The sequence below is a fragment of the Xanthomonas sp. LMG 12462 genome (assembly GCF_009192885.1).
Taxonomy (GTDB): Bacteria; Pseudomonadota; Gammaproteobacteria; order Xanthomonadales; family Xanthomonadaceae; genus Xanthomonas_A; species Xanthomonas_A sontii.
Window position 1 is genome coordinate 1 of sequence record NZ_NMPP01000009.1, and the last position, 23,126, is coordinate 23,126.

Consider the following 23,126-nt stretch of genomic DNA (forward strand, 5'->3'; position numbering starts at 1 on the left):
GGGGTGAGGGTAGGGCGCGAAGCGCATGCGGTGTTTCGACTGCACGAGGCTGCGCCCTTACCCTCATCCGCCCCTTCGGGGCACCTTCTCCCGGAGGGAGAAGGGACGTACAAGCCCCTCTCCCTGCGGGAGAGGGGTTGGGGTGAGGGTAGGTGCGCGAAGCGCATGCGGTGTTTCGACTGCACGAGGCTGCGCCCTTACCCTCATCCGCTCCTTCGGGGCACCTTCTCCCGGAGGGAGAAGGAGGTACAAGCCCCTCTCCCTGCGGGAGAGGGGTTGGGGTGAGGGTACGGACGCGAAGCGCATGCTGCATGTTGACTGCGCGAGGCTTCGCCCGCGCCCTCGTCTGTCTCTTCGGCGCACCTCGCTCGCAATACCTCTTGGAAGAGCGTCGTTGGTCATGGCATGCCGCTGCACTGGTTGGGGTGCATGCTTTGGCGAGCGGCTATGATGGGGACAGTTGCCACGGACCCGACCATGTTCCCCAGACTCCCGCCCGTCACCCAAGCGCTGCTGATCGGCAACGTCGTGGTGTTCCTGCTGCAGATGCTGCTCGGCATGGACACCTTCGATCCCTTCATGCTGTGGCCGATCGGTGCCTTCGATGCGTTCTCGCCCGGGCAGAACTTCCAGCTCTGGCAGTTGCTGACCTACGGCTTCCTGCATGGCAACTTCCCGCATCTGCTGTTCAACATGCTGGCGCTGTACATGTTCGGCGGGCCGCTGGAGCAGACCTGGGGCAACAAGCGCTTCCTGACCTACTACCTGGTCTGCGTGGCCGGCGCCGGCCTGTGCCAGTTGCTGGTCGGTTGGTGGATGCTGAGCAATGGCAGCCAGCCGCTGCCGGTCATGGGGGCCTCGGGTGGCGTTTTTGGCTTGCTGCTGGCCTTCGGCATGCTGTTCCCGAACCAGCGGGTGATGCTGCTGTTCCCGCCGATCCCGATGAAGGCGCGCACCTTCGTGATCGTGTTCGGTGCGCTGGAACTGCTGATGGGCTTCACCGGCTGGCAGCCGGGCGTGGCGCATTTCGCGCATCTGGGCGGCATGTTGTTCGGCTGGCTGATGATCCGCTACTGGCGCGGCCAGCCGCCGTTCGGCAAGCGCAAGCCGCCGCGTCCGCGCATCGTGCGCTGAGCGGAAACGCCTGCGGCTGCTGCGCGCCGCAGGCGCGGCGCCGGCGGCACGTTTTCCCGACTCCTGAACGCAAGACGGCGCGGTTGCCCGCGCCGTCTTGCTGTGTGTGCCTGGCCGGCGGCTAGCGCCGGCACCGGCTCACGGCCACAGGTGGATCTGTTCGGCCTCGCTGCGCACCATCGGCTGGCCGGGCTTGCAGGTGAAGGTCGCGGCGAAGGCGGGCAGGTTGGCCAGCGCGCCGTTGGTGCGCCAGCGGCCGGGCGCGTGCACGTCGGCGGTGACCCGCTGCACGGCTTCGTTCGGCGACAGCTGCTGTGCCCACAGGCCGGCCCAGGCCTTGTAGAACGCCTGCTTGCTTGCCTCGTTGGCGGTCGGTTGCGCGGCGCTGTAGGCCTGCCAGGCCAGTTCGACGCTGCCGATGTCGGTCAGGTCCTCGTCCTGGGTCAGCGGGCCGTTGACCTTGGCGCCCTTCACGCCCGGGAAGTCGTAGGCGCCGTACTGCGCGGCGGTACGGGCGGCCAGCGCGTTCCAGGCGCTCTTGTCTTCCGGGGTCCACCAGTTGCGCAACTGGCCCTGCGCGTCGACCTGGCTGCCCTTGCTGTCGATGGCGCCGATCAGCTCGTGCGCGACCATCGCGCCGTAGGCGCCGTACAGCGTCGCGGCGTCGCCGCCGGCCGCGTACACCGGCGGCTGCAGCACCGCGGCGGTGACGATCAGGCGGTTCTGGGCGATGTCGTAGGTCAGCGCCGGCTGCTGCGGCAGCACGTCCCAGCGGCGGTCGGCGTTGCCCTTGCCGATGCGCTTCATCTCCTCGCGGTGCCGCCAGGTGGAGGCGATCAGCATGTTGCCGCCGAAGCTGCCGCGGCCCATCGGCTGCAGGGTGTAGTCGAGGTCGCGGCGCGGCGCGCCGACCTCGATCTTCAGTGCGGTCAGCTTGGCCTGCGCCTCGGTGCGCGCCGGCTCGCTCAGCCAGGTGCTGCGCTTGACCGCGGCGATCTGCGCGTCGCGCACCTGATCGGCGATGGTCTCGGCCTGGCGGCGGGTGTCGGCCGACAGGTAGCGGGCCACGTACTCGCGGCCCAGCATCGGGCCGGCGGCGACGTTGATCGCGTCCAGCACCTGCGCCCAGCGCGGCGGCGGCGCGACCTGGCCCTGCAGCACGCGGCCGCGGAACTCGAAGCTGGCGTCGCGGAAGCTCTTGGACAGGTACGGCGCCATCGCATCGCCCACGCGCCAGCGCAGGTAGGCCTTCCACTGCTCGGGCTTGATGCTGACGATCATGCCGTCGAGCTGCTTGAACATGTCCGGGTCGGCCATCGACACCAGGTCATCGTTGACGCCCTGCGCCTTGAGGAAGGCGTCGAGCTGCAGGTTGCGGTATTGCTTGTTCAACTCCTTGGTGGAGATCGGCGCGTAGTTGTTGAACGGGTTGTTGATGCCGGACAGCGACTTGGCGCTGCGCGCCAACGCGGTCTCGATCTGCAGCACCGACTGGGCGTCGGCCTCGAGGCGGTCGGCCGGGGTGCCGGTCAGGGTCAGAATCTGCTTGACGTAGGTGCGGTAGCGGCCCATCAGCGCCATGGTGTCGGCGTCGGTGCGGGTGTAGAACGCCGGGTCAGGCAGGCCCATGCCGCCCTGCATGAAGTAGCCGATGTGGCGGTCCAGCGCCTTCAGGTCGACGTCGGCGCCGAAGTTGAACGCGACCGGGATGCCGATCTGGTGCAGCGCGGCGATCGAGGCCGGCACGTCCTTGGCCTTCTTGATCGCATCGATGCGGCCGAGCAGCGGCGCGATCGGGTTGGAGCCGTCCTTCTCGACGGCGGCCTCGTCCAAGCCGCTGGCCCAGAAATCGCCCAGCGCCTTCTGCACCGCGTTCTGCGGCGACTGCATGGAGGCGTCGAGCAGGTCGCGCTGCTGTTGCTGGGTGCGCTCGGCCAGCTGGCCCAGCGCGGTGACCGCGCCGGTCTGCGGCACCGGGTTCTGCTTCAGCCAGTCGGCGTTGGCATCGTCGTAGAAGTCGCTGCAGGCGGCGCTGATCGGCGGGGCCTTGGGCGCGGCGGCGCGCTTCTTCTTGGGCGCGGCATCGGCGGCGGAGGCGAGGGCGATCAGGCCGAGGGCGACGGCGAGGGCAAGCGGACGGGCATTGGGCATCGGGAACGCATCCGGTCAGGATTAAAGTCGGCGGAGTTTAACAAGCTGCGGTGTGCAACTGTGGCGATGATGCGCGTCCACGTCCCCACCGGATTCAGCGGGGGACGCCGACAGGCACGGGCGCCGGTGGCCGGGCAGGGCGGTCGGCATCGCCACCGCCGTCGCAGGCCGACGCCCACGCAAAGAAAAGGCCCGGACAAGCCGGGCCTTTTCGCGGGACGGCGGTGACGCCGTCGCTTACCAGATCACCACGCGCTTGTCGCCGCTGCGCACCATCGGCGCGCCCGGCTTGCACTGGAACGCGGTGGCGAAGGCCTCCAGGTTCGACGGCGCGCCGATCGCGCGGAACTGCGCCGGGGCGTGCGGGTCGGTGGTCAGGCGCACCATCGCGTTCTGCGGGGTGTACTTGGTGCGCCACACCGTGGCCCAGTTGATGAAGAAGTTCTGGTCGCGGCTCATGCCGCCGACCTTCGGGTCGTCCTTGCCCTCGGTGGCCTTCTTCATGGCGTCGTAGGCGGTGGTGATGCCGCCCAGGTCGGCGATGTTCTCGCCCAGGGTCAGCTTGCCGTTGACGTGCTTGCCGTCGACTTCGTAGCCGTCGAACTGCTGCACCAGCTTGCCGGTGAGCGCGGAGAACTTCTTGGCGTCGGCCGGGGTCCACCAGTTCTCGAAGTTGCCGGTCGGCCCGAAGCGCGCGCCCTGGTCGTCGTAACCGTGGGTCATCTCGTGGCCGATCACCGCGCCGATGCCGCCGTAGTTGAACGCGTCGTCGGCCTTGGGGTCGAAGAACGGCGGCTGCAGGATCGCCGCCGGGAACACGATCTCGTTCTGCAGCGGGTTGTAGTAGGCGTTGACCGTCTGCGGGGTCATGCCCCACTCGGTCTTGTCCACCGGCTTGCCGATCTTGCTGAGGTTGTACTTGTAGTTGAACGCGGTGGCGGCGCGCACGTTGTCCAGGTAGCTGTCGCGCTGGGTGCTCAGGCTGGCGTAGTCGCGCCACTTGTCCGGGTAGCCGATCTTCGGGGTGAAGGTCTTCCACTTGTCCAGGGCCTTGGCCTTGGTCTCGTCGCTCATCCAGGTCAGCTTCTCCAGGCGCGCCTTCAGCGCCTGGCTCAGGTTCTCGACCAGTTGCTGCATCTTGGCCTTGTCGTCGGCCGAGAAGGCGACCTTGACGTACATCTGGCCCATCGCCTCGCCGGCGCCTTCGTTGATGCTGCCGAGCACGCGCTTCCAGCGCGGCTTCATCTCGGCCTGGCCGTTGAGTTCCTTGCCGTAGAAGGCGAAGTTTTCCTGCGCGAAGGCGTCGCTCAGGTACGGCGAGGCGCTGTCCACGGTATGGAAGCGCAGGTAGGCGCGCCACACCGACGGGTCGGTGTCGCCCAGCGCCTTGCTCACTTCCTGGTGGAAGGCCGGGATCGCCAGCGAGAACTTCTCCGGCACGGCCACGCCCTGCGACTCGAAGAACTTGGTCCAGGGGAAGTTCGGGGTCAGCTTGTCGGCGTCGGCCGGGGTGACCGGGTTGTAGGACAGCTCGGCGTCGCGCGAGAGCTGCTCGCTGGACTTGGACACCTTGGCCAGGCGCGTTTCCAGCGCCACCACGTCCTGCGCCTGCTTGGCCGCGTCGGCCGCCGGCACGCCGGCCAGCTCCAGCACCTTGGCCACGTGCGCCTGGTAGGCCTTGAGCTTGTCCTGCTTGTCGGCGTCGAAGTAGTAGCTGCGGTCGGGCAGGCCGAGGCCGCCCTGCATGGCGTAGGCCATGTTCATCGCCGAATTCTTGAAGTCCGCCTCGGCGCCGAAGCCGAACAGGCCGTTCTCGCCCTTGGCCGCGCTCTGGCGCAGGTACTCGGCCACCGCCGGGCCGTCCTTGAGGCCGTCGATCGCGGCCAGGTCGGCCTTCAGCGGCGCGATGCCCTGGGCGTTGATCTTGGCTTCGTCCATGCCCGAGGACCAGAAGTCGCCGACGATCTTCTCCACGCCCTGCGGGTTGGCCGCGGCGGCGGCCTGTTCGGCTAGCTGGTGCTGCGCCGCGACCGAGCGCTCGTCCAGGATCGAGAACGCGCCCCAGCTGCTGCGGTCCTTGGGGATCTCGTTGGCGGCCAGCCACTTGCCGTTGACGTAGCCGTTGAAGTCGTCGCAGGCGTTCTTGCTGGCGTCCAGGTCGTCGACGTTGAAGGCGTTGTAGGCCGGCAGCTTGCTGGTGTCGAGCTTGAGGTCGGTCGACGCCGCGGCCGGGGCGGCGGCCGGCGCGGACTTGGCGGCATCGGCGGCGGGCGCGGCGCTCTCGGGCTTGTTGCAGCCGGTCAGCGCGGCGCTCACGGCCAGGGTCAACAGCAGCATCTTGGGATTGCGAAGGGTCACAGGCAGGCTCCAGGCCGACGTGGATAAAGGAATGGCCCGCACGGGCCGTGGCGAGACTCTACGCCGCCACTGCAGGTTTCAGGGGTGTCGAAGGTCATGGGTGGCCCTGGCCATTGGGCCGCAGGACGGCGTTGCCGCCTGCCATCGGCAGGCCCGCCGGCGCTGGCTTACCATGCGGCCATGACCCGCGAACCGCCATGCGATGCCCTGATCGTCGGCGCCGGCCACAACGGCCTGGTCTGCGCCGCCTACTTGGCGCGGGCCGGCTGGAAGGTGACGGTGCTGGAGCGGCGCGGCGTGGTCGGCGGCGCCGCGGTGACCGAGGAGTTCCACCCCGGGTTCCGCAACTCGGTGGCGTCCTACACCGTGTCGCTGCTGCAGCCGAAGGTGATCGCCGACCTGGATCTGGCCGGCCACGGCCTGCGCATCGTGCCGCGCCGGCGCAACAACTTCCTGCCGTTGCCGGATGGGCGCTACCTGCTGACCGGCGCCGGCCACACTCAGGCCGAACTGGCCAAGTTCTCCGCGCGCGACGCCGCGCGCCTGCCGGCCTACGAGGCGCGGCTGGAGGGCATCGCCGACGTGCTGCGCGCGCTGGCGTTGCAGCCGGCCCCCAACGTCACCGATGGCGGCTGGCTGCAGGCACTGCCCGAGCTGCTGCGCGCCGGCCGCCTCGGGCGCCGCCTGCATGCGCTGGATGCGGAGCTGCGCCAGGACCTGCTGGACCTGTTCACCATCTCCGCCGCCGAGTATCTGCAGCGCTGGTTCGAGAGCGACGCGGCGCAGGCGCTGTTCGGTTTCGACGGCATCGTCGGCAACTACGCCAGCCCGTACACGCCGGGATCGGCCTACGTGCTGCTGCACCACGTGTTCGGCGAGAGCAACGGGGTGAAGGGCGCCTGGGGCCATGCGCTGGGCGGCATGGGCGCGATCACCCAGGCCATGGCCCGTGCGGCCACTGCGGCCGGCGCGCGCATCCGCACCGATGCGGGCGTGCGCGAGATCCTGGTCGAGGGCGGACGCGCGGTCGGCGTGGTCACCGAGCAGGGCGAGCGCCTGCGGGCGCGGCACGTGGTCGCCAACGTCAATCCCAAGCTGCTGTACGAACGCCTGCTCGATCCGGCGCACGTGCCGGCCGCCACCCGCGAGCGCATGGCGCACTGGCGCTGCGGTTCCGGCACGTTCCGCATGAACGTGGCGCTGTCGCGGCTGCCCAGTTTCAGCGCGCTGCCGGGGCCGGGCGATCATCTCACCGCCGGCATCGTGCTGGCGCCGAGCCTGGACTACATGGACCGCGCCTACCACGACGCGCGCCGGCACGGCTGGTCGCGCGAACCGATCGTCGAACTGCTGATTCCCAGCACCCTGGACGATGGCCTGGCGCCGCCCGGCCAGCACGTGGCCAGCCTGTTCTGCCAGCACGTCGCGCCGCTGTTGCCGGACGGGCGCAGCTGGGACGCGCACCGCGAGGAGGTCGCCGACCTGATGATCGCCACCGTCGAGCGCTACGCGCCGGGCTTCGCCGCCTCGGTGCTGGGCCGGCAGGTGCTGAGCCCGCTGGACCTGGAGCGCACCTTCGGGCTGATCGGCGGCGACATCTTCCACGGCGCGCTGAGCCTCAACCAGTTGTTCAGTGCCCGGCCGATGCTTGGCCAGGCGGCGTATCGCGGTGCGATTCCCGGTCTGTTCCTGTGCGGCTCCGGCACCCACCCCGGCGGCGGCGTGACCGGCGCGCCCGGCCACAATTCGGCGATGGCGCTGCTGCGCGGTTGAGCGGCGGCGGACGGTAGCGGCAAGAAAAAAAGAACCCTGGCATGGCGACCAGGGCGAGGGAAAGGCGCGGCGCGTGCAGCGCGCCGCGCGTGCCACGGCGGCGCGCCGTGGCGTTGTCTGCGCCAGCGTCAGGGCGCGCCGGCGTGCGCGGATGCGCTCGGTCGTGCCGCGGAACCGCCCAGGTGCGAGTCGAAGAACCCCAGCATTCGGGTGTAGAGGTTGAGGTTGTTCTCTTCCTTGTAGAAGCCGTGGCCTTCGCCGGACTGCACGATCATGCCTTCGGGCGGGTTGCCGGCCGCCTGCAGCGCCTTGGCCAGCGCCTCGGTGTGCTCCGGCGGACAGCGGTCGTCGCGTGCACCGGCGGCGAGGTAGATCGGCAGCGTCAGCGCCTGCACGTGGTTGATCGGCGACATCCGCTCCTGCTCGGCACTGGTGCTGCCGAAGGCGCGCAGCAGATAGCGCCTGCCGCTCTCGCTCTTGCTGGTGTCGCTGAGCCGCAACTGGATCTTGGCGTCGTACATGCCGACGTAGCCGAACGCGCAGCGGAACAGCCCCGGCGCGCGCACCGGCGCCATCATCGCGGCGTAGCCGCCGAAGCTGCCGCCGTAGATGCAGATCCGCGACGGATCGGCCAGACCCTGCTGGATGGCGTACTGGGTGCCGTCGACGATGTCGTTGAGGATGCCGCCGTCCCACTGCCCGTAGGCGCGGTCCATGAACGCCTTGCCGAAGCCGCCGGAGCCGCGGTAGTTGAGTTGCAGCGTGGCGTAGCCGCGGCTGGCGAACAGTTGCGCCTCCGAATGGAAGCCCCAGTTGTCGCGCGGCCCCATCGGTCCGCCGTGCACGTTGACGATCAGCGGCAGGTGCTTCGCCTGCGCTCCGGCCGGCACGGTGAGGTAGCCGTGGATGCGCAGCCCGTCACGCGCGGTGAACTGGATCGGCGTGATCGTGGCCATCTTCGCCGCATCGATCCAGGGCCGGCTCTTCATCAGGAAGCGCGCCTTGCCGGTGGCGCGCTCGTACAGGTACAGCTCGCCGGGATTCTGGTCGCTGCGCACGCTGACCACGATGGTGTCGCCATTGCGGGTGGCGCTGGCGAAGTCGACGTACTGGCCAGGAAAGGCCGCGGCCAGGCTGGCGTACAACGCTGCGTCCGGATGCGCCTCGTCGATCAGCTTGACCTGCGGCGCGCCGGCTTCGGTGACCACCGCCAGCGCGGTGTCCGAGCCGTCGGTGGCGGTGATGGTGCGCGCGACCTCGCTGGTGGGGTCCTGGAACAGGGCGACGAAGCCGCCGCTGCGCGGATCCAGATACCCGAACGCGCCGGGCGCCTTGCCGTCGTCGCGGGTGGCATAGACGCGGCCGTTGGCGGTGGACCAGGCGATGTCCAGGCGCGCGCCATCGGCCTTGCTGGCGTTGATGAGCTCCCACTTGCCGTCCTTCAGCGCGTACACCTCGCTGTGGCTGTCGTAGCCGGTGTCCTCGTCCTTGTCGCTCTGGCAGGTGGCGAAGGCGGGTTGCTTGGTCGCGTCCAGGGCGATGGAACAGTTCGTCTTCGGCGCGCGGCCCAGCGATTTGCGCCGCCCGCTGAGGGTGTCGATCATCACCACTTCGGTGCCGGCACCTTCCGAGGAGCGCGGGTAGCGCACCTGCATGACCACGTTCTGCTCGTCGTCGCGCAGCGTGTCGAGCAGGGAGAACGATTCGCGGCCCACGCTCTTGCCGCGTTGGGTGACGCCCTGGGTGCCGTATTCGATCAGGGTGCGCGGCTGGCCGCCGTCGGCGTCGACCGCGAACCACTCGCCGGTGCCCATCGGCCGCTCGAACGAACCGACCTTCTTGACCGCGGTGAACAGCAGCCGCTTGCGGCCGGTCCAGTAGAACGCGCCGACGCTCTTGCCGTCCGGCAGCACGTTGACCTTGATCGGCTTGAGGTCGCGCGTGCCGAGCACGGTCAGCACGTCCTGCTCGCCGCGGTCCACGGTCAGCGCCAGGTATTCGCCGTCCGGCGAAATCTTCACCGCGCTGTAGGTGGGACGTTTGACGAAATCCGCAATGGGCGGGGGAGCCGCCGCGGCGATGCCGACGTGCAGGCACAGCCCCAACGCGCAGAAAGTAACGAGTCGTTTCACAAGAATCCTTTTTGCGTGGTTGCATACAGCGAGAGCCCGATGCCGGGCTCTCGCTGACCTCCAGTGCGCGTGGTGCGGCTCAGCGGAAGCGGTACTGGAACTCCGCCGCCACTTCGCGGCCGTACGGGCTGTAGGCGCGCCAAAAGTACGGATACGTGTTGTAGCCGCTGTCCTTCGGATGCGTCTTGTCGAACACGTTGTTGACGTAGAAGTTGACCGTCAGCTTGTCGGTCAGCTTCTTGCCCACGTTGGCGTTCCAGATGAAGTACGGCGCGATGCGGCCGGTCTCCTGCCAGTTCGGCAGGCTGCCGTAGCGGATCATGAACACCGCCGCCTGCCAGTCGTTCCTCTGCCAGGTCGCGGTGGTGCGGATGCGGCTGCGGAAGTCGAAGTTGCCCAGGTCGTCGCGGTAATCGAGGATCGGGTCGCCCTTGAACTCGGCCGACTTCTGCTCGAGGGTGTGCGAGTAGCCCACCTGGAAGCGGAAGTCGCCCAGCCGGTCGGTGTCCAGGCGGTAGTCCAGCGACGCATCGATGCCCTTGGTGCCGAGGAACGCGCGGTTGATCGGACCGCGGCGGATCTCGGTGATCTGGCCGTCGTTCGGCGTGCCCGGCGCGTTGAGGCGGGTGACCCGCGACAGCATGTCGTTGCAGAACGCCGAGCCCGGCGCACCCAGGGTGAACGGGTTGCGGTTGCGGGTCAGCCCGGTCACGCAGCCGGCTTCGCCGTCGAGGATGTAGGTGGAGGTGATGTCGGCCACCACGTTCTTCAGGCGGATGTCGTAGTAGTCGGCGGTGACCGACAAGCCGTCGAGCACGTCCCACACGAAGCCGGCGGTCCACGACGTGCCGGTTTCCTCGGAGAGGTTGGTGGTGCCCTGGCGCACGCCGTAGGCGGTGTAGTTCACGGTGGTGTCCGAGGTCGGGCACTGCGCCGCGGCGCGGCCGCTTTCCAGGCAGCGACGGGTGTCGAAGATGCTGGAGAACGAACCGCTGCGATCGGCGAACACGTAGTGCAGGTCCGGCGCGCGGAAGCTGGTGGAGTAGGAGCCGCGGAACAGCAGATTGTCCAGCGGACGCCATTCCAGGCCGGCGTTCCAGGTCTTGGCGTCGTCCACCGCGGTGACGTCGTCGTATTTGTCCAGGCGTCCGGCCAGGTGCGCCTTCAGCGAGCTGAGGATCGGAATCGACAGCTCCACGCCCAGCGCGTAGCGGTCGCGCTTGCCGCCGCCGCCGGTGCCGGTGAGGTTGTACGGACGGTCGGTGCCGGTGTAGTCGGGCAGGATGCGCGGGTCGGCATTGAGCTTGTATTCCTGCTGCGAGGCTTCGACCACGCCGGCGAAGCCCAGCGCGCCGGCCGGCAGCTCGAACAGGTCGCCGGAGAGCACGAAGCTGCCCTGGTTGACGTGCGAGTTGGCGTCGGTCTTGACCGTGGTGCTCAACGCCGCGAACTGGTCCGGGGTCAGTGCGCTGTAGTAGCGCTGCTGGTTCAGGCGATACACCGGATAGGTGACGCCGCCGACCACGCGGGTGCCCAGTTGCTGGCCGAGGAAGTAGTCGTTGACCGCCGAGGCCATCAGGCGCGGGCGATCGACCTTCACCTTGTACTCGGCGCGCGACAGGGTCAGGTCCCAGTCGAAGCGGTCGCCCAGCTTGCCGCGCAGGCCGGCGGCGAAGTCGTAGGACTTCTCCTTGTTGCGCGCCATCAGGTGCTCGACGCCGCCGGCTTCCTGCGGGGCGAACACGCGCTGCGCGTCGACCAGCGCGTTGAAGCCGGGATCGAACCACAGCGCGCCACTGGTGCGGCCGGACCAGAACTGGGTGCCCGAGGTGTACTTGGACTCGGACGACCAGGCCTGCAGGCTGGCCCAGCCCTGCAGGCCGCCTTCGAAATCGAAGGTGCCGTAGGCGTAGCCGGACAGGTCGTTGTTCTCGTTGCGGATGGTCTGGTAGGCCGGATCCTTGAAGGTGCCGCAGGCCTGGCCGAGGTTGGTGATGGCGCCGGCGGCGCTGGCGCTGCGGTAGTTCCAGCGCACCCACTCGTCGCCCAACTGTTCGCAGGCGCCGGCCGGCGGCGCGAAGTAGGAGTTGGTGGTCGAGCCGGTGCGGCGGCGCACGCGCATGGTGCCGGTCGGCTGGATGCCGACGAAAGCCGGCGGGAACGGGTTGTCCAGCGACGAATCCATGAAGTCGCGCTGGTAGCCGTACAGTGGCTCGCCGGCGGTGTACTCGAAGGCGTAGGTCAGGCTCCAGCGGTCGCCGGTCTTGCCGCCGATCCACTGGAAGTCGCCGGTGTCGCCGCCGCCGCGGGTCAGGGTGCTGCCGCGCAGCTTGACCAGGTCGCCCTCGTAGTTGGTCTTGAGGATGACGTTGACCACGCCGGCGACCGCGTCGGATCCGTAGATGGCCGAGGCGCCGCCGGCGAGGATCTCGATGCGGTCGACCGCCGCGGCCGGGATATTGCCGAAGTTGGCGAAGTTGCTCTGGCCGTTGTAGGGCAGCGGGTAGTCCGCGGCGCGGCGCCCGTTGATCAGCAGCAGGGTGCGGCCGGGGCCGAGGCCGCGCAGGTTGATCACGCTGGCGTTGGGGGTGAAGCCGCCCTGGAACAGCTCGTTCTGGGTGGAGCCGGAGGCCTGGGTGAGCGTGCTCAGCGCGTCGAAGACGGTGTTGAAGCCTTCGCGCTCGATCTGCGTGGCGGAGATGATGGTGACGGGCGAGGGGCCCTCGACCTCGGTGCGCTGGATGCGCGAACCGGTCACCGTCACCTTCTCAAGGGTACGCGCCTTGGCGCCGGTGGCCTCGGTCAGTTGTTCCGTCTCCGATTCCTCGCTCGGGGTCTGGCTTTGCGCCAGCGTCGGTGCGACAGGCAGGGCGAGAATGGTGGACACAGCAACGACCAGAAGACTCCGCTTTGGAGTCGGTGCTTTGACTGACATTGACAAATTTCCCCTAGATGCGTGTGCAGTACCCAGGTCCCTTCCTGGACAGGTACGTGTAGAGAGTGTGAGGTCCGTTTCACGTTTCTTGACCGTAGCATGAACAAATCGGAAAAGTAACGAAAAATTTACGTTACATGACATGTTTTTGAAGTGGGCTTGCTGTAAGGGCGGTCGACGCGGCAGGCGCACCTGGACGCCACGTGATGCAAGCCCTTGTCGCTGCGTCATCTCCATCAGGGCGAGCCCGTTTCGCTCCGCGCTCGCCCTGCGGCCGGGGGTGTGCGGCGGCGGCCGGCGGCAGAACCGCGCATGCGCGCGAATGCTGCGCTGCGGTCATAATCGGAGACCGCCGCGCCCGCCTGCGTGCCGCCGCGGCCAGCCTTCCAGGGGAGATCGGGCGCATCCATGAGCGAACAGGTTCAGCTCTACAACCAGGCCATCGCCGCGCTCAACCGCAGCGACTGGCTGCAGGCGCAGCGGATCGCGCAGCTGCTGCTGCAGGCCTTGCCGCAGCATCCGGGCGTGCATTTCGTCGCTGGCGTGGCGGCACTGGAACTGCAGCAGATGCAGGTCGCGGCCATGCACCTTCACCAGGCCGCGACCCTCAATCCCGAACGCGCCGACTACGCGGCGCAACTGGCGCGGGTGCTGGCGATGGGGCGGTTCCTGCAGGATGCGCACCGTTTCGCCGATCATGCGATGGCGCTGCAGCCCACCGATGCGCATACCCTGGACACGCTGGGCGTGGTCTACAGCCAGGTCAACGAACATGCCGCCTCGCTGCAGGCGTTCACGCGTGCGGTGCAGGCGGCGCCGCAGCAGGCCAGCTTCCGCTACAACCTGGGCACCTCGCTGCTGTTCTCCGGACGGCTGCAGGAGGCCGAGGCCGAATACCGCGCCTGCCTGGCGCTGGAGCCGCGCTACTGGAAGGTGTACCTGTCGCTGTCGCAATTGCGCAAGTGGACGCCGGATGAGAACAACCTGGCGCTGCTCGAGGCCGCGCTGGCGTCGGCCGGCGACGATCCGGACGCGGTGCTGCACCTGAACCTGGCGCTGGCCAAAGAGCACGAAGACCTTGGCGACTACCGCGCGGCGTTCCGCGGTTATGTGCAGGGCAAGTCGGTGCACAAGCGTGCGCGCGGCTACACCTCCGAGCGCGATGCGCGCTTGTTCGAGGCCCTGCATCGGAGCTTCCGCGTCGACGATGCGCCGGTGGCGGGCTTCGAGAGCGAGGAGCCGATCTTCGTGATCGGCATGCCGCGCAGCGGCACCACGCTGGTGGACCGGATCCTGTCCAGCCATCCGCAGGTGCACTCGGCGGGGGAACTGCAGAACTTCTCGGTGGTGCTCAAGCGCCTGACCGGCACGCCGTCGCCGGAGATCCTCGACGAAGCCACGCTGAGCCAGGTGCAGGGGCTGGACTGGCGCGCGCTCGGCCGCGGCTATGTCGAGTCCACGCGGCCCGGCACGGCGCTGAAGCCGCGCTTCGTGGACAAGCTGCCGCACAACTTCCTCTACGCCGGCCACATCGCGCGCGCCCTGCCGAAGGCGAAGATCGTGTGCCTGCGGCGCGATCCGATGGACACCTGCCTGAGCAATTTCCGCCAGCTGTTCGCGCTGTCCTCGCCGTACTACGACTACTCGTTCGACCTGATGGACGTCGGCCGCTACTTCCTGATGTTCGACCGGCTGATGGCGCACTGGAACGCGGTGCTGCCGCAACGCATCCTGCAGGTCGACTACGAAGACCTGGTGACCGCGCAGGAGCCGACCACGCGCCGCCTGTTGGAGTTCTGCGGCCTGCCGTGGGACGACGCCTGCCTGCATTTCGAGCAGAACCAGGCGCCGGTGGCGACCGCCAGCGTGGTGCAGGTGCGCACGTCGATGACGCGTTCCTACATGGGGCGCTGGCAGCGCTACGGCGAGGATCTGCAGGAACTGAAGGCGCTGTTGTCGGCGTTCTATCCGTAACCACTGGGCCGCCCGCGCGGCCGGTCTCTACCGCTCCGTGATCGGTCGCTGTGGTATCCGGCGCGCACGCTGGCGCGTGGCGCAGGCGTAGTGCGGAACGGTGAGCGCTGCGCGCTTCTTCCGTGGCGCTCCTGTGTGCCGCGACATTGCCGCACTGCGCGTGGCTGGCCTCGCCTAGTCCAGATCGGTCTGGATCCAGGTCGGCGAATGATGGATGTCCAGCGTCTGCAGACGGCCAGGACCCAGGTTCTCGAACCGGTGCGGCACGCCGGCGGGACCGAAGACCACGTCTCCGGCCGCCGCCTCGAGCGTGCTGTCGCCGACGAAGAACCGCGCGCGTCCGACCAGGACCACGAAGGTTTCGTCGTACGGATGGACGTGGCGCGGCGGGCCGTCGCCGATCGCATCGGTGCCGTAGGTCAGGACGGTGACCGCACCACCCAGGGCTGCGCCGGCGACGACGCCGTGCCACGGCGGCGGCGTGTCCGCATCGAACAGCCGTGCCTGGGTTGCCGGCCGCCCATCCGCGGCGAAGGTGGCAGGATCGAAGTCGCGACGCGGCATGTCGGGTATCTCCACTGGATGCATTGCGGCATGCGGCGACGAGGAGGGGCGTGTCGGCCGCGACGGATGCGCTGGGCGCGATTACAGCATGGGCTGACGGCGCCAACGGCCACGGCGGCGGAACGCTGTCGTGCGCAAATCATGTGTGCTTGACCAATCTCGCCGACGCGCAGCGCGGGCAGATGCCTGCAATGCATGGAATGACCGGGCAGGCCGCGAATGCGAGGCAAAAAAAAGCCCACCCTTGCGGGTGGGCTCTGTGAGACATGCGTGTCGGCTTACTTGCCGAACGAGTAACGCATTTCCAGGTAGTACGCACGGCCGTACACATCGAAGTTGTAAACGTTGTACGCCGCCTGCGCACTACCCAGGTAAGTCGGATCGAGCGGCGGCATCTTGTTGAATACGTTGGTTACCATCAACGACAGCTCCATGCCATCGAACGCCTTGTAGGTGACGCTGGCGTTGTGGGTAATGTGCGAAGGCAGCTTGCCTGCGCCATCAGCACCATACCCCTTGATGCTGACCGTCGGGGCATAGTTTGGAGTCTTGTCGAACCAGTTCGCATACCAGGTGGTCGAGAACTTGCCGATGTCCCAGGTCAGCGACGCGTCGGCCTTGCGCTTCGGATCGGTGCTCCAGTACGGATCGTTCAGCAGGTCCACCGGCGCATCGCCCGCGTAGCGCACGTACTTGTGGCGCAGGTTCTCGCTATAGCTGGCAATGGTGCTCAGGTCGCCCCAGCGGCCGAAGTCGTAGCCATAGCGGAACGAGGCGGTGACCGCTTCCAGCTTCTGGTTGGAGACGTTGATCTTCGGCGTGTAGATGTTGGTGATCTGGCCGGCCGCATTGCGTGTCACCTGCGACGCTGTCTGCTTGCACAGTGCAGAGTTGGCGTCGTCGATGCCGGCGCGGCAACGGTAATCCTGCAGGCTCAGGCCATCGGCGCTCTGCTGGGTGACCTCATCGCTGATGTCCCAGTTGAGGTAGTCGACGGTCAGCGCCATGCGATCCACCGGCGACCACACGAAGCCTGCGCTCCACACGTCGGCGTTGATCGGCTTCAGGTCCAGGCTGCCGGACTGGGTGCCGCGGAACTGACGGCTGGAGTAAGCCTGCGGGCAGTTGTCGGTGTTGCCCGGCAGATAACCGCGCTGCGCGCACTGGTAGTAGTCGACGACGCTGTTGTAGTAGCCGCTCTGGCCCTGGTACAGGTCGGACAGGGTCGGCGCGCGGAACGCGGTGCCGTACTTGCCGCGCAGCAGCAGGGTTTCGAATGGACGGTACTCCAGCGAGATGCTGTAGGTCGGCTTGTCGATGGTGCGGCCGCTGGCCTTGTATGCGTCGTAGCGACCGGACAGGGTGATGGTCAGCGGGTCGAACACCGGCATGCGCAGTTCCGAGGTTAGCGCGTAGCGGTCGCGCTGGCCGCCGCCGGCCACCGAGGTCAGGCCCCAGACTTCGCCGTTGAGGATCACCGGATCCGGCGCGTAGTCCCACTTCTGCTTGCCGTATTCGCCGACCACGGCCAGGCCCGCGTCGCCGCCGGGCAGGCTGAACAGCTTGGCGTTGGTGGCCTGCACGCGGAACATGCCGTCGGAAGTCTTGCTCTTGTTGGTGGCCTGGCCGGTGAAGCTGGCGAAGTCCGCCTGGCTGATCGGCGAGTAGAACGCCGCGTAGTTCGGCGAATACACCGGGTAGGCGCCGTACAGCGGATCCAGGCCGAGCTGCGGGCCCAGCACGCGGTTCACGAAGAACTGGTCGATCGCGTTCTTGTAGCGGACCAGCTGGCGCTCCTCCAGCTTGTACTGGGTGTAGGTGACGCCGGCATCGTAGTCCCAGTTCGATTGACCGAGCGTGCCCTGGGCGCCGAAGGTCACACGTACCGATTCGCTCTTGTCGCGGCTCATCGTGTCCTTGATGCCGTTGATGCCCATTTCTTCCGGCGCGAACGAGCGTTGCAGGTTCAGCAGGTCGCCCACCTTGGGATCGTAGTAGTAACCGAAGTCGGCAGAGGTGCCCCACCAGATGTAGTTGGAGCCGGCGTTGTACTTGACCTCCTCGTGGCTGTAGAGCACGTCGCCGTACAGCTGCACGTTGTCGTTCAGGTCATGGGTGCCGTGGATGTAGGCCTGCAGCGACTTGGTGCCGCTGTCCAGGGTGCGGTAGCCCGGGGTGTACTTGGAGCCGCAGTAGTACTCGTCGCCGAAACCGCGGCGCTGCTGCTTGGCGATGGTGCCGCCGAACAGGCCGGAGACGTTGTTGCAGTTGTTCGGATCGAGGAACTTGTAGCTGGTAAATGGGCTGTAGACCAGGAAATCTCGGCTCGCCAACTGTGGAGTGGTACCGTGGGTATTGAACTGCTTGGTCTGGCTGCGCTGATAGGCCCAGATCGGATCCTTCTCTTCGTACTGCAAGCCGCCCAGCACGCTGGTGCGGCCGTCGGCCGAGGTCCAGCCGTCGGCGAAGGTGGTGCGGAAGTTGCTGCCGCCGCCCTCGGAGAAGCCGCCGCCGCGGATGCTGAACACCGCGCCGTCCATCTTCTTCTTCAGGATGACGTTGATCACGCCGGCGATCGCATCGGAGCCGTACAGCGACGACTGGCCGCCCGGCAGGATTTCGATGCGGTCGACCAGGTCGATCGGAATGCCGCTGATGTTGTTGAACGTGTCGCTGCCGTTGTACAGCGCCGGGTAGTTCGACATCGGACGGCCGTCGATCAGGTACTTCACGTAGCCCGGCGGCAGGCCGAACAGGCTCACCGTCTTCGCGCCCTGGGTGAAGGTGCCCGAGCTCTGCCCGCCCTGCACGCCGCCGGTGGCGAACGAGCTCTTCTGCAGCACGTCGGCGACGGTGCTGAAGCCGCGCGCCTTGATTTCTTCGGCGTTGATCGTGGTGACCGGGGTGGCGGTCTCGATCTCGGTCTGCGGGATCAGCGAGCCGGTGACGGTGATCTTGTCGAGATTCGTCGCTTTATCGGTCTTGTCGTCGGTCGCGGCGTCCTGCGCGAAGGCGGCGAACGCGGCCGGGACAAGCATGGCGGAGGCCAGCGCGGCACTCAGGTGGCTGTGCTTGAAACTACGAGTATGACGGACAGTCATCTTTCTCTTCCCCGAAAATCAATCGATAAGGCGAGGGGCCTCGTGCCGCGACGTGTGCCTTGAAAGTGGGATCGCATCCTGCAATCAACCCAAACGTAACACGGACTTAACGCGGTTTGTACATGGGTGTCACTTTTTTCGTCTACCAACAAAAACTGCGCCGATCAGGCGGGAAATGTCGGCGAACGCCGGGCCGCGGCACCGGTGTAGACAAGTTTCGCGTTGCTTTGCACCATTGCGGGGCATTCTTTATATAGGTTGCTGAACGGATGTGGGGCGTGGCGGGCCGTGCCCCTGAAGGCCTGTGACGACTGGGCGATCCCGATACCGCCGGCAGCGCGGCCCGGCTACCGACGCACCATTTCGGTGAGCGCGACTCGCCATCGTGGGGCGTGCAAGTGCGGGTGATCGCCGCATCGGCATGGCGCGCCGCGATCCCGGCGTCTGCGCGGGCCGGTGCCGAGGCGCGCGATGGCGGAGCTGAAAGGTCGGTCGCAGGCCGTGCCACGCGGCATTTGCGCAAAATCCGCCAGCGCTCGCGCCGCCCGCGGCGCGGGACCGTGCGTCGGTGCACTTGTATAGTCATGTGTCTGTGCGGCCCGCGCCGCTGCCGCTGCCCGCGGCGCCGTGTGCGGTCCATGGTTTCCTTTCCGTCGCGCGCATGCCTGGCCTGCGTCGCCGACGCTTTCTTGTTGAGTTTTCCGATGACCGATCGCCCGCGTCTCCCCGCCCACGCCGTCCAGCCCAAGCTCGCCCCGCACCCGCGCATCCGCAACGTCATCGCCGTCGGCTCCGGCAAGGGCGGGGTGGGCAAGTCCACCACTGCCGTGAACCTGGCCCTGGCCCTGCAGCGCCAGGGCGCGCGCGTCGGCGTGCTCGATGCCGACGTCTACGGCCCCAGCGTGCCGGCCATGCTCGGCCTGAGCGGACGCCCGGACAGCCCGGACGACAAGAGCATCGAGCCGATGCGCGCCTTCGGCATAGAGGCGATGTCGATCGGGCTGCTGGTGGACCAGGACACGCCGATGATCTGGCGCGGTCCGATGGCGACCTCGGCGCTCACCCAACTGTTCGCCGATACCCTGTGGGACGACCTGGACTACCTGCTGATCGACCTGCCGCCCGGCACCGGCGACATTCAGCTGACCCTGGCGCAGAAGATCCCGGTGGCCGGCGCGGTGATCGTCACCACCCCGCAGGACATCGCCACGCTGGACGCGAAGAAGGCGCTGAAGATGTTCGAGAAGGTCGAGGTGCCGGTGCTGGGCATCGTCGAGAACATGGCGGTGCACACCTGCAGCCAGTGCGGCCATGTCGAGCACCTGTTCGGCGAGGGCGGCGGCCAGCGCATGGCGCAGCAGTACGGCGTGCCGCTGCTGGGGTCGCTGCCGCTGGCGATCGCGATCCGCGAGCAGGGCGACGCCGGCACCCCGGTGGTGGCCGCGGCACCGGACTCGGCCGCGGCGCAGGCCTACCTGGCCACCGCGCAGCGCCTGACCGAGGAACTGCGCAAGCGCCCGCGCGCGGCCATCCCGATCTCCGCGGCGTTGGGCTGAGCGGCGCGCGGCGCCTGCCGCGAACGCCCCGCGACCGGCTAGAATCGCCGGTCATTGCGGCCGGCCCCATCGGTCGGCCGCGCTCCCGGCGCGCAGGCTGCGGCCGCCGCCACCGGCATCAGGAACCCCCATGAGCATCAAGAGCGACCGCTGGATCCGCCGCATGTCCGAACAGCACGGCATGATCGCGCCCTACGAGCCGGGCCAGGTCAAGCAGGTCGACGGCCAGCGCATCGTCAGCTACGGCACCTCCAGCTACGGCTACGACGTGCGCTGCTCGCGCGAGTTCAAGGTGTTCACCAACATCAACTCGACCATCGTCGACCCCAAGCACTTCGACCCCAAGAGCTTCGTCGACATCGAGGCCGACGAGTGCATCATCCCGCCCAACAGCTTCGCGCTGGCGCGTACGGTGGAATTCTTCCGCATCCCGCGCGACACCTTGGTGGTATGCCTGGGCAAGAGCACCTATGCGCGCTGCGGCATCATCGTCAACGTGACCCCGCTGGAGCCGGAGTGGGAAGGCCACGTGACCCTGGAGTTCAGCAATACCACGCCGTTGCCGGCGCGCATCTACGCCAACGAAGGCGTGGCGCAGATGCTGTTCTTCCAGTCCGATGCCGACGACGTCTGCGAGACCAGCTACAAGGATCGCGGCGGCAAGTACCAGGGCCAGACCGGCGTGACCCTGCCCAAGACCTGATCTCCCACTCCCTTCTTTCCGACAGCACAAGGAGCGCGCAATGAACGACCCCAATCCCTACCAGGCCCCCGACGCGGCGTTGCCGCCCGCGCTGCCGGGCATCGCCGACGGTGAGACCCTGGCCGGACGCGGCGAGCGCCTCGGCGCGGCGCTGATCGACGGCGTGATCTCGCTGGCGACGTTCCTGCCGGTGGCGGCGCTGACCGGCTATTTCGGCAAGGTCATGGAGGCCGCGCGCAGCGGCGTGCAGGTGCCGTTCCTGACCACCCTCGGCTACGGCGTGCTGGGCATGGTGATCTTCCTGCTGGTGCAGGGCTACCCGCTGGCCAAGAGCGGCCAGACCTGGGGCAAGAAGCTGCTGTGGATCCGCATCGCCGACCTGGACGGTGGGCAGCCGCCGTTCTGGCGCCTGATCGCGCTGCGCTATCTGTCGACCCAGGCGATCTCGCTGGTGCCGATCGTGGGCGGCATCTACGCCCTGGTGGACGCGCTGTTCATCTTCCGCCAGGACAAGCGCTGCCTGCACGACCTGATCGCCGGCACCCGCGTGGTCAACGTCCGCCGCTGAGTCGGCGGTCGCGACACGGCGCCCCTGCGTTTGCAGGGGCCGCTTCCGAAAGCGGCTAGCGTCACGGAGACGCAGCAACTAAGAGTGGGGGATCGCTCTCACGAATCCCCACTCCCAAATCCCCAATCCCGGCCCACCTACTTGCCGCGGCCGAACAGCATGCCGACGCCGACCGCGACCAGGATCGCCGGCCACCAGGTGGCGATCAGCCGGCCCAGGCTCAGGTTGGTCCAGCCCAGGTTGTTGGCCAGGAACACCAGGCCGATCACGATCAGCACGATGGCGGCGATCACATTGGATTTCATGGAGGCGCGGCTTCCGCAAAAAGGGCGCCTATCGTAGCCGCTGGCGCCACGCCGCAACACGCGCCTGCAGTTCCTCGGCCGGCAGCCGCTGCGCCGCGCCGCTGCCCCACACCGGGCCGGGCCACGCGGCATCGCCCGGGTGCCGCCCCAGCACGTGCACGTGCAGTTGCCGCACCACGTTGCCGAGTGCGCCGATGTTGAGCTTGTGCACGCCCGGCTGCTGCCGCAGCAGCTGCGAGAGCTGGTTGATCTCGGCCAGCAGCAGGCGCTGCTGGCCGCCGTCCAGGTCGATCCACTCGCTGGCCTCGGCCACCCGCGGCACCAGCAACAGCCACGGGAAGCGCGCGTCGTCCATCAGCCGCACCTGCGACAGCGGCCCGTCGGCGACGAACGCGCTGTCGGCCTGCAGCCGCGGGTCGAGGACGAAGTCGGCCACGCCGCGGCTCAGCCCAGGTGCTCGGCGAGGAACGCCAGGCTGCGTTCGCGGGCGAGCTCGGTGCTGTCGGCGTCGTAGTGGTTCGGGTCCACGTGGCGGTCGAAGCCGTGGCCGGCCGGGTACACGAAGGTCTGCATCTGCGGCAGCTTTTCGCGGTGCTGCTGGATCGACTCGGCCGGGATGCTGCCGTCGTGCGCGCCGAAGTGGAACAGCACCGGCGCCTTCGGCGTCTCGTCCAGGAACTGGGTGTTGCGGCCGCCGTAGTAACTCACCGAGGGCAGGCCCAGGCGCAGCGCCGACAGCAGCGCGACGCTGCCGCCCCAGCAGTAGCCCAGGGTGCCGACCTTGCCGGCCGGCGCCAGCGCCTGCGCGGCCGCCTGCACGATGTCCAGCGCGCGGTCGAAGCCGAGCGCGCCGACCAGTTCCAGGCCCTTGCGCACGCCGTCCTGGTCGTAGGCCAGCTGCGCGTCCTTCTCGACCGGATCGAACAGCGCCGGCGCCAGCACCTCGTAGCCGTGGGCGGCGTAGCGGTCGGCGACCTCGCGGATGTAGTCGGTCACCCCGAAGATCTCCTGGATGACGACCAGGCCGCCGCGCGGCGTGCCCTCGGGCAGGGCGTGCCAGGCGGAAACCTGGCCGTGAGCGGTGTCGAGGGTGGTCCAGTGGCCCATGCGGGGAATCCTGTGGAGTGGGGGAAGCGGCGGATTATCCATGGCCCAGGCTAAGCCGGGGTGAGCGGGCGCACACCGGCCGGGCCGCGTCGGCGGCCCCGGCCCGGTATACTTCGCGCGCTGTATTTCTCCCAGGCCCCCGGACCCCGGCCCCAATGTCTCTCGCGACCCCCAAAGTCGGCTTCGTCAGCCTTGGCTGCCCAAAAGCCAACCTATTTATCTCTTGAGGCAGCAGTGCAAAGCTTGCGCGAGCGGATCCAGGTTGGTCTCGATCGGGAGGGGAATCTAGAGGACGCAGGAAGAAATGGCCCTGGAGCAGCACGGGTCCGGAGATGCTGGACGACAACGGTATCCGGAACGCGTTGGAACATCGGCTTCTCGAATTTGCGTGTGTCCACCAAGACCGCCAGGGGTAGGGAGGCTTCGAAAAATAGACGTGACCTGTATAGCCGGATCAACGGCACTCTGCTGATGGCCTATGCGCGCGCGGGTAGCCTTTCTCCCGGCAATAAAGTGGCGCTCGTGAGGCACAGTGCCGGCAGGCCAGGTGCTGGAGTTCCTCAGCGACAACGGCGGGGGCGGGGAGAGGACGCCCGTGTCTGGGGCGTCTTTGGGTCACAGCAGGCTGGCGTTGGCGAAAGAGTGGGGAGTATCCGAGTCATGGGTAAGCGGCAGAGATGGGGCTGTTTGCTCGGCGTCATGGCGCCTGCTGCCGCAGGAGTCGTTATGGTTGCTCCGCTCCCGGTTTTGCCTGAAGCGCTTTCG

General features: G+C 67.9%; 15 protein-coding genes. 6 read left to right on the forward strand and 9 right to left on the reverse strand.

The genetic code is table 11. From position 1 onward, the window contains the following. Positions 1-477 precede the first annotated feature (477 nt). Positions 478-1,134, forward strand: coding sequence for a rhomboid family intramembrane serine protease (locus CEK69_RS02935; RefSeq protein WP_152243723.1), 657 nt, complete (start codon positions 478-480; stop codon positions 1,132-1,134). Between the two features lie 138 nt (positions 1,135-1,272). Here the strand turns inward: CEK69_RS02935 and CEK69_RS02940 are convergent, their stop codons facing one another. After that, the gene (locus CEK69_RS02940) at positions 1,273-3,285 is read right to left on the reverse strand and encodes a M13 family metallopeptidase (RefSeq protein WP_152243725.1); all 2,013 of its coding nucleotides are present in this window, start codon (positions 3,283-3,285) and stop codon (positions 1,273-1,275) included. Positions 3,286-3,522: 237 nt separating this feature from the next. After that, on the reverse strand, positions 3,523-5,622 hold the full coding sequence (locus CEK69_RS02945; RefSeq protein ID WP_193313877.1) for a M13-type metalloendopeptidase: 2,100 nt from the start codon (positions 5,620-5,622) through the stop codon (positions 3,523-3,525). A gap of 201 nt (positions 5,623-5,823) precedes the next feature. Between CEK69_RS02945 and CEK69_RS02950 the strand changes: the two genes are divergently transcribed. Beyond that, a complete protein-coding gene (locus tag CEK69_RS02950) occupies positions 5,824-7,416 on the forward strand; it encodes an NAD(P)/FAD-dependent oxidoreductase (RefSeq protein ID WP_152243727.1) in 1,593 nt (530 codons plus the stop codon). 128 nt (positions 7,417-7,544) lie between these two features. Here the strand turns inward: CEK69_RS02950 and CEK69_RS02955 are convergent, their stop codons facing one another. Further along, on the reverse strand, positions 7,545-9,548 hold the full coding sequence (locus CEK69_RS02955) for a S9 family peptidase (RefSeq protein WP_226975015.1): 2,004 nt from the start codon (positions 9,546-9,548) through the stop codon (positions 7,545-7,547). Positions 9,549-9,627: 79 nt separating this feature from the next. Next, positions 9,628-12,435 (reverse strand): TonB-dependent receptor, encoded by a 2,808-nt coding sequence (locus CEK69_RS02960; protein ID WP_152243729.1) that lies wholly within the window; start codon positions 12,433-12,435, stop codon positions 9,628-9,630. 456 nt (positions 12,436-12,891) lie between these two features. Between CEK69_RS02960 and CEK69_RS02965 the strand changes: the two genes are divergently transcribed. Next, positions 12,892-14,457 (forward strand): sulfotransferase, encoded by a 1,566-nt coding sequence (locus tag CEK69_RS02965; RefSeq protein WP_152243731.1) that lies wholly within the window; start codon positions 12,892-12,894, stop codon positions 14,455-14,457. A gap of 174 nt (positions 14,458-14,631) precedes the next feature. On the opposite strand, the gene CEK69_RS02970 is transcribed toward CEK69_RS02965, so the two are convergent. Together CEK69_RS02970 and CEK69_RS02975 are read right to left on the reverse strand one after the other, a co-directional pair. Next, positions 14,632-15,021 (reverse strand): cupin domain-containing protein, encoded by a 390-nt coding sequence (locus CEK69_RS02970; protein ID WP_150409879.1) that lies wholly within the window; start codon positions 15,019-15,021, stop codon positions 14,632-14,634. A 278-nt stretch (positions 15,022-15,299) separates the two neighbouring features. Beyond that, a complete protein-coding gene (locus CEK69_RS02975) occupies positions 15,300-18,059 on the reverse strand; it encodes a TonB-dependent receptor (RefSeq protein ID WP_152243796.1) in 2,760 nt (919 codons plus the stop codon). A 767-nt stretch (positions 18,060-18,826) separates the two neighbouring features. On the opposite strand from CEK69_RS02975, the gene apbC reads away from it, so the two are divergent. The 3 genes from apbC to CEK69_RS02990 all read left to right on the forward strand — a co-directional run bounded on the left by apbC (position 18,827) and on the right by CEK69_RS02990 (position 20,949). Further along, entirely contained in the window at positions 18,827-19,678 is an 852-nt protein-coding gene (gene apbC / locus CEK69_RS02980; protein ID WP_148829072.1) for an iron-sulfur cluster carrier protein ApbC, read from the forward strand. 130 nt (positions 19,679-19,808) lie between these two features. Beyond that, complete coding sequence (dcd, locus tag CEK69_RS02985; RefSeq protein ID WP_010340509.1) at positions 19,809-20,381, forward strand: dCTP deaminase; 573 nt, start codon at positions 19,809-19,811, stop codon at positions 20,379-20,381. A gap of 40 nt (positions 20,382-20,421) precedes the next feature. Continuing rightward, the gene (locus CEK69_RS02990) at positions 20,422-20,949 is read left to right on the forward strand and encodes an RDD family protein (RefSeq protein ID WP_152243733.1); all 528 of its coding nucleotides are present in this window, start codon (positions 20,422-20,424) and stop codon (positions 20,947-20,949) included. A gap of 137 nt (positions 20,950-21,086) precedes the next feature. Here CEK69_RS02990 and CEK69_RS02995 read toward each other — a convergent pair whose 3' ends face one another. The 3 genes from CEK69_RS02995 to CEK69_RS03005 are packed head-to-tail and all read right to left on the reverse strand — an operon-like array spanning position 21,087 to position 22,361. Continuing rightward, complete coding sequence (locus CEK69_RS02995) at positions 21,087-21,254, reverse strand: DUF5668 domain-containing protein (RefSeq protein ID WP_003467495.1); 168 nt, start codon at positions 21,252-21,254, stop codon at positions 21,087-21,089. 28 nt (positions 21,255-21,282) lie between these two features. Next, positions 21,283-21,690, reverse strand: a complete 408-nt coding sequence (locus tag CEK69_RS03000) for an HIT family protein (RefSeq protein WP_152243735.1) — start codon at positions 21,688-21,690, stop codon at positions 21,283-21,285. An 8-nt stretch (positions 21,691-21,698) separates the two neighbouring features. After that, complete coding sequence (locus tag CEK69_RS03005) at positions 21,699-22,361, reverse strand: dienelactone hydrolase family protein (RefSeq protein ID WP_152243737.1); 663 nt, start codon at positions 22,359-22,361, stop codon at positions 21,699-21,701. Between the last annotated feature and the right edge of the window lie 765 nt (positions 22,362-23,126).